Source organism: Corynebacterium amycolatum (genome assembly GCF_016889425.1).
In the GTDB taxonomy this organism is placed as follows: Bacteria; Actinomycetota; Actinomycetes; order Mycobacteriales; family Mycobacteriaceae; genus Corynebacterium; species Corynebacterium amycolatum.
Map to the genome: position 1 here is coordinate 2017802 of NZ_CP069513.1, position 13245 is coordinate 2031046.

Below are 13245 nucleotides of genomic sequence, written 5' to 3' on the forward strand. Positions count from 1 at the left end.
AACGGGCATACTGGAAACAGGTAGTAAAGCTGAGAATTCTTAACAGCTAAGGAGCGGGGAATGTACGCAGAGGAACGCCGCCGGAAGATTGCGTCTTTGACAGCAGTCGAAGGGCGCGTGACGGTCGCTGATCTTGCGGAAGCTTTCGATGTCACAGCAGAGACGATTCGCCGTGACCTAGCTCAGTTGGATGCAGAGGGCGCAGTTCACCGTGTACACGGTGGCGCTGTAGCTACTCGTTCTTTTCAGACTGTTGAGTTTTCAGTTGCCGCTCGAAAGAACGCGCAGAAAGACGCGAAGCTCTCTATTGCCCGCTGTGCTGCCGATTTTCTACCTGACTCTGGTGGTGGAATTTTTCTCGATGCCGGAACTACCACCGAGGCTCTTGCAGAGCTGATGGTCCACTCCCCTGATAACCGCCGTTGGTCGGTTGTCACAAACTCTCTTCCCAACGCCATCACACTCGCAGGATCGAACCGCATTGAGCTTCAACTCCTTGGCGGCCAAGTCCGCGTCATTACTCAGGCGGTTGCTGGCGATACCGCACTCCGTACTCTTGCGGTTATGCGTGCCGATGTCGCTTTCATTGGTTCTAATGCCTTGACAATTGACCACGGTCTTTCTACTGCTGATCCGCAGGAAGCAGCGGTAAAGCGCGCGATGATCACGAATGCGCGCAAGGTCATCGTTATGGCGGACTCGACGAAACTCGGCCGTGACTTCCTTGTCAGTTTTGCGGCATTGGAAGATATCGACGTCGTGATTACAGATTCCTCTGCCCCGGAGCAATTCGTGAACGATCTCAGGGAGCAAGGTGTCGAGGTCGTGGTTGCTTCATGATCCTGACCTTGACTGTAAATCCGTCAATCGATCGACTTGCTCGCCTCGATACGGAGCTCAAGCGAGGTGGAGTGTTCCGCCTACCAATGGCTGAGGACATGGCTGGCGGCAAGGGAATTAATGTGTCCAAGGCGTTGCACTACGCGGGAGAAAAGACGCTCGCGCTCTACCCGGCATCAGACTCCGGAAAATTCACACGTCTGTTGGAAGTCTCTGGCATCCCCCACGAAGCCATCAACACGACTAACGAAGCCCGCGTTAATCTCACACTCGCAGAGCCAGATGGGACGACCACCAAGCTCAATTCCCCTGGCATGACATTGACAAAAGCGCACCGTAGACGTGTCCTGGAGAAGCTTATCCACCATGCTAAACGCGCCACGTGGGTAGTTTTCGCAGGTTCACTGCCCCCTGGCGTCCCCCGGGATTTTTACGTTCAATGCACCGAAGCGGTGTATTCGGTCAACCCGAATATTCGTGTTGCTATGGACACTAGCGACGGCCCACTGACTGAGGTCGTTCGCGCATTTCCGAAGGTGCGGCCTTTTTTGATGAAGCCAAACGCCTACGAACTTGGCCAAATCATTGATCAGGACGGCGAAGAACTTGAGGCCGCTGCAGCCGAAGGGAACTATCTTCCCGTAGCGCAAGCTGCTCGTGCACTGAACGAACTTGGTGTTTCCGAAGTCCTTGCCACTCTCGGCGAGGCAGGGGCGGTACTTTCAGTGAAGTCAGGCGGTTGTTTCGCTGCTACCTCACCCTCGATAGTCGCTCAGTCCACGGTCGGTGCTGGAGACTGTGCTTTGGCCGGCTACGTTATGTCCCGCGAACGCGGTGATAGTCACCAAGATTCACTAACCACCGCCGTGGCTTATGGGGCGGCGGCAACCAGTCTTCCCGGTACGACCATCCCCTATCCAGAACAGGTTCGCCCCGAGGCTGGCCGGTTATGGCAGCTCGACGCTTAGCTTTTCGATGCCTAGATAAGGAACATTAGAAAACCATGTCTTCTTCGGCAGATTCTTCCGCTATTGCATCAGACCTGGCCGATGAGTCGACAGTGTACCTTGACCTAGATGTCGGTCCACAAAAGGAGAAGATCCTTAACTACCTCATCGCTAAAGCCGTAGAGACCGGCCGCGCCACCGACAGCAACGGCATCGTCGCGGCAGCCCTCAAACGCGAAGAGAAGGCCCCGACAGGTCTGCCGGGCGGAATAGCCATCCCCCACTGCCGCCATGAGGACTGGTCGACGCCGACCCTGATGTTTGTCCGCTTAACAAGCGCTACGGAATTCACCACACCAGATGGGCCGGCGGACCTGCTTTTTTTCATTGGTGTCCCAGCCAGCAACAGCGATGTCCACGTCGATATTCTGGCTGCACTCGCAAAAGCACTTCGCGATAAGGGGTTTCGAGCAGCTCTTCGCGGTGCTGAAAGCGATGAAGAGGCCGCCCGGATTATTAGCGAGCACATCACCAAGGCGCCTCGTCGGAAAGCGAAAAAACCTCCGGCGAAGACCAATATTGTCGCCATTACGGCCTGCCCCACGGGCATCGCTCACACTTATTTGGCAGCCGAAGCGCTTACTGGCGCGGCAGAAAGCATGGCTGATGTCACGCTAACTGTAGAGACTCAGGGCTCGGCAGGAACCCAGGAAGCCCCCGCAGAAGCAATTGACCGGGCCGACGTGCTAGTAATCGCAGCCGATATTGGAGTTACGGGGCTTAAGCGCTTCAGCGATAAACCACAGGTCAAAGTGCCAATTCGTAAGGCAGTCAATGAGCCCACTGCGGTTATTGAACAAGCGAAGGCGGTAGCAGAACAATCACGTGTTCGCGCCTACGACCGAAAGGCGCCGCAACCTAAGAATGACCACGACAAAGAGGCCGCTTCGCAAACCGGTAATGCAGGTGCAGGCCCTACATCTGAGAGGGTACGAGCAACTACGAAGGTGGGGGCGCGTAAATCGTCGTTAAGCGGCGATAAAGCCTTCGGACACTGGGTTCGTGACGCCATTATGACCGGTGTCAGCTATATGGTGCCGTTCGTAGCCGCTTCGGGGTTGTTGATTGCGCTGGGATTCCTCGTCGGCGGTCATCAGGTTGGTCTAGTAGCTGACGCCGTGACTAGGGATTTGCGGCTGCCGGAGGTTATCGGACTCGATGCTCCGATTACTGTGCCGACAGAAAATCTCGGCACCGTGCTAGTTGACCGTAGTGGGCTGTGGCTGTATCTCGGCTCGACGCTTTTTGCAATCGGTAACCACGGCATGCAGGTCATTGTGGCTGTAATGAGTGCTTATATCGCCTTTGGCATGGCTGGCAGAGCCGGTATTGCACCCGGCTTCATTGGCGGTGCCATCGCGGTCACGGTTGGCGCCGGCTTCCTTGGGGGCCTGGTGACAGGCATTCTGGCGGGACTAGTTGTAGCCCTACTGTTGAGGATGAAGGTCCCGGACTGGCTGCGACCGCTGATGCCGGTTGTCGTGATTCCTATGCTCGGGGCTATGGCCGTTGGGCTCACCATGTACCTGCTTCTCGGGATGCCGCTGGCATGGCTGATGACGGCCCTGCAGCAGTGGCTGCAATCACTGGATACGACAGCGGCGTTCCTGTTCGGTGGTCTTCTCGGCGCAATGATGTGCGTAGATATGGGCGGAATGATCAACAAGGCTGCTTATCTTTTTGCCGTCGCAAACATCGCCTCGGAAGATCCAGCATCATGGAAGATTATGGCCGCTGTGATGGCGGCGGGCATGGTACCTCCGTTGGCGACATCGCTGGCAGTTGTACTCCGACCAAAGCTGTTCAGTTCAGCTGAGCGTCAAAACGGCAAAGCGGGCTGGGTGCTCGGTGCGGCCTTCATTTCAGAGGGAGTGATTCCCTTCGCCGCCGCAGATCCGCTGCGAGTGATTCCGTCGATTGTGATTGGCGGTGCCGTCACCGGTGGCACTTCAATGGTTTTAGGAGCCGCCACACGCGTTCCACACGGAGGTATTTTCGTGCTGTTTGCAATCGACAATCCTGTCGCATGGCTTGCTGCAATCGTCTTGGGCAGCATAGTGGCAGCAATTCTCGTTGTGGCAGCTAAAAGCCTGTGTCCGCGGCAAGTCAGTACCGATAATCAAAACCTAGAAGCAGACATTTCAGCGGACGCCTAAATTCTTTCGCTAAACCCAGCTGCGTCCGCAGAAGCATTCCTGCAAACTTCACCAAACATGCCCCATCCCAACCTGCCAAGCGATTAAGCTCTGAACAGGTGTCGAGGAAATCGAGAAGCAGAAAGGCAAGGTGCCGCCCCATGGCTACGCAACACGTCCACGTCGGCTCCAAGGTGGGTATTCACGCCCGCCCCGCGTCGGTAATCGCTGAGCGTGCCTCCCGATTTCAGGAAGAAATACTGATCGAACTCATTGATTCACCCGAACCCGACAACGAACCGGCTGATGCTTCCTCAACGTTGATGCTGATGGCACTCGGCGCAGGATATGGCGATGAAGTCACAATCACCAGTACAAACGCGGTTGCGGTGGAGCAGATTGCACAGCTGATCGCCCAAGATTTGAGCGATTAAAAGCAATATGCTTAACGACGGAACATCGTGGCAACGGTCACGGGGTTCCGTCGTAAAGCATTCGTACAAGATCCTGCTCTGGACGGGTGGCCTACGAGCGGTTCTCGCCGATGCGGTTATAGAGCCAGTTTAAAATTGGATAGCCGATAATAATGCCGACCGAACCCCAAGCAATGCCCTCCAGCGTCAGCGAACCGATGTCGAGGGTGAGGTTGCCGATACCCGCAATCAGCGCGGTGGCGGCAGCGGTGAGATTGACCGGGTTGTTGAAGTCGACCTTTTCGTCCATCCAGATGCGCACACCGAGCAGACCAATCAGGCCGTAGAGCACCATCGTTGCCCCACCGAGCACGCCGGTAGGAATGGTCAAAATGAGTGCGCCGAACTTTGGAATGAAAGCCAGTGCAATGGCCGTGAAAGCTGCCACCCAGTAAGCGGCAGTCGAATAGACACGGGTAGCGGCCATAACCCCGATATTCTCAGCGTAGGTAGTGGTACCAGAACCACCAGCTGAACCGGCGATGGTGGTGGCTAGACCGTCTGCAATAAGAGCATCGCCAGCGATGTCATCGAGGTTTCGGCCGGTCATGGCAGCAACAGCCTTGACGTGACCGACATTCTCGGCGATGAGCACTACGATGACGGGCAGACCAATCAGCATCGCATTGAAGTGGAACTCCGGCGCGTGGAATGCGGGCAGACCAATCCAGGCGGCATTGCCGACGGTTTCTGTAGCCTCGGGCGAGAGATTTCCGGTGGCAGCGGCGAAGACCCAGCCGATTAGTACGCCGATGAGAACACCCAGACGGCTGACCATACCGCGGCCAGCGACGGTTGCAAAGACAATGGATACCATCGTGACAAATGCGACCAACGGCTGAGTGGCGAAGTTCTCCGTGGCAGCAGGCGCCAGGTTAAGTCCGATGAGAGCGACGATGCTTCCTGTTACTGCAGGTGGCATCACTGCATCGAGGACACGCTTGCCGGCGAACTTTACTACGAAGCCAACGAGCATGAGCGCGATGCCGGCGCAGAGCACGACACCGAGCTGAACACTAATGCCCTGCGCCTGTGTCGCGGTCAGTGGCGCGATGAAGGCAAACGACGAGCCCAGGTAAGAGGGCAAGCGATTTCGGGTTATCAGCAGGAAGACAATCGTGCCGATACCCGAGAACAGCAGTGTGGTGTTGACTGGAAAGCCGGTCAACAGCGGCACCAGAAGAGTTGCACCGAACATGGCAATGACGTGCTGTGCGCCAATGCCAATCGTGCGAGGCCAATCGAGGCGTTCGTTGGGAGCCACCACGGCTCCCGGTGCAATCTTTCGACCGTCACCGTGAATATCCCAACCGAAAAGACGGCCACGTTCGGCATTTTCAGCAGGCGGATTTGCGGAGGTTCCCTGTTGGGTCTCCGCGTCAGAAGTAGAATTCATGGTTGTAATGCTAGTGGATGCCCACCGCAGTTCCCGCTACGGTTCGATGTGGTATGCCGACAGTTCATCCGCGAGGCTAGTGGGCAAACGCACGTCCATCTGGGTGCCTTGCTCCGTCCATGTTTCCGACAGCACGGTCGCATCTTCGTGGAGCATGGAGACAATATTGCCCTTGTCATAGGGGATCAACATGTGAACGTGAGACTCCAGCTCATTGAGAGCAAGCTCGAGTCGGGTCTCCAGTTCACCAATCCCCTCACCCGTTCGCGCAGAGACAAAGACCGCATCATCGAGCTGGTGGCGTAGCTGGGCCAGAGTGATGCCATCGGCCTTGTCAACCTTGTTGACTACCAACAGTTCGGGCGGAATCTCGGCGTTTTCTTCCTCCGCGATTTCGTTGATGACTTTGTTGACAGCCTTAATCTGCTCCAGCGGGAATGGGTCAGAGGAGTCTACGACGTGCATGATGACGTCGGCTTCGAGTACCTCTTCCAAGGTCGAGCGAAAAGCTTCAATGAGCTGCGTCGGCAAGTGACGCACAAATCCGACCGTATCGGTCATAATCACCGTGCGACCGTCGCGAAGCTTGGTGCGACGAGTCGTCGGATCTAGCGTTGCAAACAGCGCGTCCTCCACCAGCACACCAGCGCCTGTCAGTGCGTTGAGCAACGAAGACTTCCCCGCGTTGGTGTAGCCGACAATTGCCACGCGCGGCAGGTGACCAGCCTTACGACGTGCGCGCTTAATCTCACGCGCAGTTTTCATACCAGCCAATTCCTTGCGAATCCGCGCCATATCTTGGCGTAGTCGCTGACGATCGGTTTCGATCTTAGTTTCACCTGGACCACGCAGACCCACGCCGCCGTTGGAGCCCGCGCGACCACCAGCCTGACGCGACAGGTTGCCACCCCAACCGCGCAGACGCGTGTAGAGGTACTGCATCTGTGCCAGCGAAACCTGCGCCTTGCCCTCCTTGGACTTCGCGTGCTGAGCGAAGATGTCCAGAATCAGCATGGTGCGGTCAATAACCTTGGCGTCAAGCCGGTCCTCCAGCGCCACCAATTGGCCAGGAGACAGCTCACCGTCGCAAATAACTGTATCTGCGCCGGTAGAGGCGACAATATCGCGAAGCTCGTTAAGCTTGCCGGATCCCACGTAAGTACCAGGGTCTGGCTTATCGCGGCGCTGCAGCACCATCTCTAGAACTTCCGAACCTGCAGTCTCCGCCAGCGCAGCGAGCTCCTCCATCGCCACTTCGGCTTCCTGTAGGGTCCCGGATGTCCAGACACCGAGCAGCACAACGCGTTCCAGTCGGAGCTGACGGTACTCGACCATCACCTCTTCAGACTCAGTATGCGCTACTGACCTGGTCAGCCGGCGCAGAGAGGATCGCGCCTCCAGATCCAAGTCACCGACGGTAGGTTCCCTTTGCGTGCCGACGTTCGTCGCGAACGCATCCCCGGAGGCACTATCGGCGTTTTTGTCAGCATCATTAGCGTCGATGAAAAAATCGTCCATCTCGTGCGAGGTGCTGGCTTGCTGCGACATTGCGTCGCTGACCTCATCAAAGTTGTTGGAAAAATTCGTCATACTAGCTGCTATTGTCGCATGACAAGCCAAATTCTCCGCATTGTGCGCGGAGAATACCGAGCCGAAGCTCAAGACTTAGGCTGCAGAAGGTGGCCTGCGAGTCAGAACCAGTGCGACCGGACCACTATTAGAACTACCGCCAGCACACGTACCACTGTCGGACATTCCGCAGTTGGAGCAGCCTCCGCCTGGGCACATGCCGCCGAGGGATTCCCTTCGCAGTTGTCCGGTGTATTCCATTCGGTCAAGGATGAGGTCTACCGTTGTTCGCTGCAGGCCGGTGATTTCGCAGATTTTGCGTCGGGAGCTAATACCCTGCGCAATTGCATCTTGGACAGCTTCTGAAGGCCGACGAGTGACCGTCGTATTCTTCTTGGCTCTAAAGAGTCCCACGGCGATAGCTCCTTTCCGTATCGGGATTCTTGTTGGACCTGATTTCTAGTTCGCAAGTGTGACTTAGTAGCTTGGCCGAAGCTACTAGGAATCTACGAGGCTTTACAGGAACAGTTTCAACCCTTGAAAAACAATCACGGCCAGTGCCCATGCTACGACCAGCTGCGCTAGCAAACCGAAGCCCGTCCACTTCCAGCCGATCTCGCGACGTTGTGCCGCGAGCGTAGCCACGCATGGTGTGTAAGCCAGCAGGAAGATCATGTATGCCCAGACTGCTGCCAATCCGTGTCCATCGGATGCATTGTCAAAATCACGTCGAATATTGTCCGCGAGTGGACTGGAGGCCTGTTCGGTCGAATCCGAGTCGGTGACGTCCTCTACTGCATAGGTCTGTGCCCAGGTAGAAATGACGGCTTCCTTGGCCACAAAGCCCGTCACCAACGGACCTGTCAGGGACCATGTGCCGAAACCTGCCGGGTTAAACACAGGAGCAATAGTTGCGCTGACTGCACCGTATGCGGAGTCCTGCGGTGCCAGATCTTCATCGGCAAAGGAGTGCCCGGAGACAACCGGGATAGACATCAGTAGCCAAACGACGATGACAGTGCTGACGATGATTCCACTAGCGGTCTGCAGGAAGCCCTTCAGGCGCATCCACATCACAGATAGTGCCAGTCGTGCGGTCGGTAACTGATAGGTTGGCAGATCAATGACCAGCGGTTCCGACGGCATGGTGCGCCACAAGGTATTACGCAGTGCAAGGCCGGTCAGAACGATCAACAGAATCGAGATCACGTACATAGCGAAGACAACTGTGCCCGCGTGTTCCGGGAAGAACACCGCACCCAACATGACATAAACGGTTAGGCGCGCCGAGCAGGAGGTAAACGGAACCAGTAGTGCCGTCAATATGCGGTGGCGCGGATTACTCAGCACACGTGTCGCCGAAATCGCTGGCACGTTACAACCAAAGCCGACGATGAGCGGAATAAATGCCTTCCCCGGAAGACCAATTGCTCGCATGACACGATCGGCCACCACGGCTGCACGCGCCATATACCCTGAATCCTCGAGCACCGCAAGGCACAGGAACATGAGTGCCATCAGAGGAACGAAGGTCAGCACCATGCCGACACCGCCGATGATGCCGTTCACAAGCAGCCCCGTGACAATCGGATGGTCCCATCCCATTGCTTCCAATCCACGGGTAACCAGATCTGCGAAATTACCGGTAATAAGGGTTTCCAAACCGTCCTGCAACGGTGCTGCAACCGTCGTCGTGATCTGGAAGACTGTCCACATAACTGCCAGGAACACAATCGGTCCGAGCACCGGATGGAGAACCACGTTATCAATACGGTCGGAGAAAGTCTGGCGATCTTCTACCCCGCCCGTAGATGCCGCAACCGCCGCATCAATCGCGGCAAAGCGTGCGTCGTCCAGGCGTTCAATCGATTCACCATCGGCCTGGCGAATCGGTGACGACACCGAACTGCATCCGTCCAGAGCCGCTGCTACCGCGTCGGCCAATCGTGCCATTCCCGCTTTACGACGGGGATCCAGCGCCACCACTGGCATCCCCATAGCTGACTGCAATGCGTTCGGATTCACATCGATGCCCTTGGCCTTGGCCACATCGAGTTTGGTCAGCGCCAGAACGATGCGCTGAGGCTGCTCCGCCAATTCCGCGGCCATGTAGAGGCCACGCCCCAGTGCCGTGGCATCGACAACAACGACGACGAGATCCGGGCGTTCTTCTTCCGGTTTCTCGATGAGCATCTCGCGAGTGAGCTCTTCGTCCGGGCTCATGGCATCCAACGAGTAGGCGCCCGGGAAGTCGATGACATCGTACTCAGCGGCATCGGTCTTCCACGCGCCACGGCTGACCTCCACGGTCGTACCAGGCCAATTGCCCATCTGCGCTTTCGCGCCAGTCAAACTATTGAACAGTGTTGACTTACCGGAGTTCGGTGCGCCTACGACTGCGACAACAGGTGCACCATCCTTTGCTGGTGCTCCGCCGCTGCATGCATGGCAGCTGGGCGTGGATGCGAATTTTCGCGTTGAGGAATCCGTAGGTGTTGTCATTGTTAACTTTCAGGAGGGAGGTGAGAAAAAGAGTTGTAGGGGACCTAACCCACGACGGACATCTTGTGCAGCGTACTGGCGTCGATGGCGTAGCGCGTTGCGCCTGCATGGACGATTCGCCCACCGCCGCTGGTGCTCCGTCCCACCGTGACACTCATTCCAGGACGAAGCCCCAATTGCGAAAGCCTGCGACACAGGCGCTCATCCACATGCGACACCCCCAGAGTGACGGTTTCCCCCACCGGGACGTCGGCAAGCGACTGAATGTCATCCGACTGTTTTCGCGACCGTAATCCGAGCATGAGAAACCTCGCCTATATAGATAAGAATTAAGCTAAGCAAATGATGTTTACAGGGACGAGCCTACTCTTAGGTATGCCTAAATGGAATAAACCGGGCGCACCTAAGGAAAGTTATTTATGCCACACTTAACATTTGCTTATTTAGCGTGGCAGAATTGTTAGTCCCATCCGAATAGTTGCCGCGGTGTGAAGGAATGGTTTTAGGTACCCCAGAGCACAATGTGCTCACGTGCGATTCGTTAGTTCGCAGATGAAGATATGGGAAGTATCATCGAAAAGTATGACTACTGACTTGCGAAGCATTGGCATGGACTACCCCAGCTGGCGAGACGCGATGGAAGCCGCGATTGCCAGTGAAAATCTGTCGGTCATCGGCGAGGTCCGCGGTGGCCAGCTGGTCCGTTTCGAAGATTCCTCTGGTGCGCGTTTGCACATCCTTGGTGTTGAACCATATTCTACCTACGCTGGCTTCGCGGGCAGCCCGACCGTCACCGCCCATGTATCCAGCGTGGACGACGTCTTGGCACTCGTGGAAATCGTCGAGGATGATCCCTCCTCTGATGACTTTGACAAGGTCATCGAGGTAGCCAGCTGCCTGCTGTCACAGGGGCCAATGATTGTTGATGCCGGAACTCAGACTTTTGAGCATGTCGCGCTGTCAGCTCTGGCAACCGATTTCACCCTCGACGCATCCGCTGAGGAGTACGAAAAGCGCACTGGGGCGACCCCGACATCATTGGACTTCGAAGGTGCTAAGGCGATTGTCGGAGATCAGGTCGGCAAGGCATCGCCTAGCGCAACCGTGAAACTGGCTGGTGTTATCAATAACTCCCGCAAGCATGTCAATGAGCTAACCGGAAAGAAGTTCTGGGTGCTCAACCTTGCTCTGCCGACTCCCATGGACGTACTTGTCCCCGGCGGCGACGAAGCTCCCCAGCCGGGCATGGTCGTCTCCGGCACCTTCTTGCTGACGGGTGAAATTATCCCGCCGCAGGGCTGTGGCGGCGGTTGTGGCGATGGTGGCTGCGGCTGTGGCGATAGTGGCTGCGGCGGACACTAGTCCGCTAACTCCCCACTGCTTCCGCTACCCTGCTAGTTCTCCTGCTGCACTAGCTACCAGTCACAGGGCTTCCAGTTCAATATCGCCGAGAGTGTGAATCACGCTCGGTCCAGTTAACGTTGCTGAGAAGGCCCCATCAGTATTGCTGGCCTTGCGTACATCCACAGTCACCGCTCCACCGGGCACCTTGACTGTCACAGCTCCCTCGGTCCGGCCGGCATCGGCCAGCGCGGCAATAGCTGCCGCAACCGTGCCGGTGCCACACGAGCGGGTTTCACCAACTCCGCGTTCAATTACTCGCATGGACACCGAATCAGAGGCATCCAGCGGGGTGACAATTTCCACGTTGAGGCCGTTCGGGAACATGGCTTCGTCGGCACGCACTGGCTTCGCAGCACTACCCGCCGCTTCCAATTCTAGCTCCGCCAGAGCGGCGGCATTCAGACCAGGAATGACACAGGCCAAATGCGGATTTCCCACGTCGACACCAATCCCGGCGAATTTCTGCGCGTTGTTGCCCGAACCGATGAACGCAGTAGCGAGGCCGAGGACCTCCGGCTGCCCCATGTCCACCCCGACAACCGCATGCCGACCGCTGAGCTCATCAATCGAGACAGCGCGCAGTCCTGCTCGAGTGCCCACCCGCAATGTTCCGTCGACGACACTGTCCGGGCTGTGAATCGCGGCAATATAGTGTGCAAAGACACGCACGCCATTACCGCACATCTCAGCAATAGAACCGTCACTATTGCGGTAGTCCATAAACCAATCGTCGGCTTCAACCCCCTCCGGCAATGCCGTCAAAACACCGGCATCCACGAGTTTCCCCGCACGGGCAACCCGCAGGACGCCGTCAGCGCCAAGACCACGTTGTCGATCGCACACTGCTGCGACCAATGATTCGGTCAATTCGATCGACACCAAATCATCTGGAAAAATCAAAAAATCGTTTTGCGTACCGTGACCTTTGGCAAATGAAACCATGCCCTCGATGCTAGCGGGACAGCCGAACCGGCTAAAGCCCAAGCGCAGAAAAAGCCTGTCCCGGCACGTCGCCGGCAGCGTCTAGCCACGTGATTCGATGATCACGGTTGAACCAAGAGCGCTGACGCCGCACATACCTGCGCGTACCAGTAATCGTGCGTTCACAAGCCGTATCCAGGTCGTAAACCCCATCGAAGTAGTCCAGCACCTGTGCATAGCCGATCGCGCGACTAGCGGTCACACCTTCGCGCAACCCTTGCGCCATCAAACTCTCAGTTTCCTCCACCAGACCAGCGGCAAACATGCCCCGCGTGCGCTGTTCAATCCGCGGATTTAGCCATTCCGCCTGCGTGCGCAATCCCAATATGCGGGTGTTCCACCGCGGCGGATTATCAATTGACGGTTTCGACGCTGCAAACGGCTTGCCTGTCAGCTCGATAACCTCTAAAGCTCGGACGGTGCGTCGCGGGTCGTTGGTCTCAATAATCGCCGCCGCATCCGGATCAATCTCTGCCAGCCGATCATGTAACGCCGCCGGACCGATCTCGTCCTGCACTGCCTCCCATTTCGCACGTACCTCAGGGTCCGTAGGCGGGAACTGCCAGTCGTCCACCAACGCCTGCACATACATCATCGACCCGCCGACAAGGATCGGGACTTTCCCCCGCGCGCGAATGGCCTCAACATCCGCGACCGCCTCACACTGATACGTCGCCACACTCGCCGGCTGCGTCACGTTCAGAACATCGAGTTGGTGGTGCGGAATCCCCCGCCGCTGATCTACCGACAGCTTTGCTGTTCCGATATCCATTCCTCGATACAGCTGCATCGAATCAACATTGACGACCTCACCGCCAAGCTGCTCCGCAAGTACCAGCCCCAAATCCGACTTTCCCGATGCCGTTGGCCCCACCACAGCAATCGGCACCGGCAAGCTCTCACTCTCGAAAGCCGTCACGACCCAGTTCACACTCCTG

Annotated in this window: 12 protein-coding genes; 5 read left to right on the forward strand and 7 right to left on the reverse strand. The window is 56.9% G+C overall.

All coding sequences use genetic code 11. The features are described from left to right. The first annotated feature begins 60 nt into the window (after window positions 1-60). From I6J19_RS08845 to I6J19_RS08860, 4 genes are all read left to right on the forward strand, one after another. Window positions 61-840 (forward strand): DeoR/GlpR family DNA-binding transcription regulator, encoded by a 780-nt coding sequence (locus tag I6J19_RS08845; RefSeq protein ID WP_016422628.1) that lies wholly within the window; start codon window positions 61-63, stop codon window positions 838-840. Beyond that, window positions 837-1808, forward strand: coding sequence for a 1-phosphofructokinase family hexose kinase (locus tag I6J19_RS08850; RefSeq protein WP_038628776.1), 972 nt, complete (start codon window positions 837-839; stop codon window positions 1806-1808). The genes I6J19_RS08845 and I6J19_RS08850 overlap by 4 nt, the downstream gene beginning before the upstream one ends. 35 nt (window positions 1809-1843) lie before the next feature. Next, window positions 1844-4003: a PTS fructose transporter subunit IIABC gene (locus I6J19_RS08855; RefSeq protein ID WP_052155605.1), complete on the forward strand. Its 2160-nt coding sequence runs from the start codon at window positions 1844-1846 to the stop codon at window positions 4001-4003. Between the two features lie 140 nt (window positions 4004-4143). Beyond that, window positions 4144-4416, forward strand: a complete 273-nt coding sequence (locus I6J19_RS08860) for an HPr family phosphocarrier protein (RefSeq protein ID WP_038628774.1) — start codon at window positions 4144-4146, stop codon at window positions 4414-4416. A 91-nt stretch (window positions 4417-4507) separates the two neighbouring features. Here I6J19_RS08860 and I6J19_RS08865 read toward each other — a convergent pair whose 3' ends face one another. The 5 genes from I6J19_RS08865 to I6J19_RS08885 all read right to left on the reverse strand — a co-directional run bounded on the left by I6J19_RS08865 (window position 4508) and on the right by I6J19_RS08885 (window position 10224). After that, window positions 4508-5851, reverse strand: a complete 1344-nt coding sequence (locus tag I6J19_RS08865; protein WP_080972883.1) for a uracil-xanthine permease family protein — start codon at window positions 5849-5851, stop codon at window positions 4508-4510. Window positions 5852-5887: 36 nt separating this feature from the next. Further along, on the reverse strand, window positions 5888-7441 hold the full coding sequence (gene hflX, locus I6J19_RS08870; protein ID WP_224786652.1) for a GTPase HflX: 1554 nt from the start codon (window positions 7439-7441) through the stop codon (window positions 5888-5890). A 75-nt stretch (window positions 7442-7516) separates the two neighbouring features. Then, window positions 7517-7834: a hypothetical protein gene (locus I6J19_RS08875; RefSeq protein ID WP_141737497.1), complete on the reverse strand. Its 318-nt coding sequence runs from the start codon at window positions 7832-7834 to the stop codon at window positions 7517-7519. Between the two features lie 102 nt (window positions 7835-7936). After that, window positions 7937-9922: a ferrous iron transport protein B gene (gene feoB / locus I6J19_RS08880; RefSeq protein WP_038628772.1), complete on the reverse strand. Its 1986-nt coding sequence runs from the start codon at window positions 9920-9922 to the stop codon at window positions 7937-7939. Between the two features lie 44 nt (window positions 9923-9966). Further along, window positions 9967-10224: a FeoA family protein gene (locus I6J19_RS08885; RefSeq protein ID WP_052155604.1), complete on the reverse strand. Its 258-nt coding sequence runs from the start codon at window positions 10222-10224 to the stop codon at window positions 9967-9969. A gap of 280 nt (window positions 10225-10504) precedes the next feature. Here I6J19_RS08885 and I6J19_RS08890 point away from each other — a divergent pair, with 280 nt between their 5' ends. Beyond that, window positions 10505-11284 (forward strand): hypothetical protein, encoded by a 780-nt coding sequence (locus tag I6J19_RS08890; protein WP_038628770.1) that lies wholly within the window; start codon window positions 10505-10507, stop codon window positions 11282-11284. A 60-nt stretch (window positions 11285-11344) separates the two neighbouring features. On the opposite strand, the gene dapF is transcribed toward I6J19_RS08890, so the two are convergent. Together dapF and miaA are read right to left on the reverse strand one after the other, a co-directional pair. After that, a complete protein-coding gene (gene dapF, locus I6J19_RS08895) occupies window positions 11345-12268 on the reverse strand; it encodes a diaminopimelate epimerase (RefSeq protein ID WP_038628768.1) in 924 nt (307 codons plus the stop codon). Window positions 12269-12299: 31 nt separating this feature from the next. Then, window positions 12300-13226: a tRNA (adenosine(37)-N6)-dimethylallyltransferase MiaA gene (miaA, locus tag I6J19_RS08900; protein ID WP_081914046.1), complete on the reverse strand. Its 927-nt coding sequence runs from the start codon at window positions 13224-13226 to the stop codon at window positions 12300-12302. Between the last annotated feature and the right edge of the window lie 19 nt (window positions 13227-13245).

Coding starts and splice junctions, on each gene's coding strand:
- I6J19_RS08845 (WP_016422628.1), top strand. CDS start 61: ATGTACGCAGAGGAACGCCGCCGGAAGATTGCGTCTTTGACAGCAGTC.
- I6J19_RS08850 (WP_038628776.1), top strand. CDS start 837: ATGATCCTGACCTTGACTGTAAATCCGTCAATCGATCGACTTGCTCGC.
- I6J19_RS08855 (WP_052155605.1), top strand. CDS start 1,844: ATGTCTTCTTCGGCAGATTCTTCCGCTATTGCATCAGACCTGGCCGAT.
- I6J19_RS08860 (WP_038628774.1), top strand. CDS start 4,144: ATGGCTACGCAACACGTCCACGTCGGCTCCAAGGTGGGTATTCACGCC.
- I6J19_RS08865 (WP_080972883.1), bottom strand. CDS start 5,851: ATGAATTCTACTTCTGACGCGGAGACCCAACAGGGAACCTCCGCAAAT.
- hflX (WP_224786652.1), bottom strand. CDS start 7,441: ATGACGAATTTTTCCAACAACTTTGATGAGGTCAGCGACGCAATGTCG.
- feoB (WP_038628772.1), bottom strand. CDS start 9,922: ATGACAACACCTACGGATTCCTCAACGCGAAAATTCGCATCCACGCCC.
- I6J19_RS08885 (WP_052155604.1), bottom strand. CDS start 10,224: ATGCTCGGATTACGGTCGCGAAAACAGTCGGATGACATTCAGTCGCTT.
- I6J19_RS08890 (WP_038628770.1), top strand. CDS start 10,505: ATGACTACTGACTTGCGAAGCATTGGCATGGACTACCCCAGCTGGCGA.
- dapF (WP_038628768.1), bottom strand. CDS start 12,268: ATGGTTTCATTTGCCAAAGGTCACGGTACGCAAAACGATTTTTTGATT.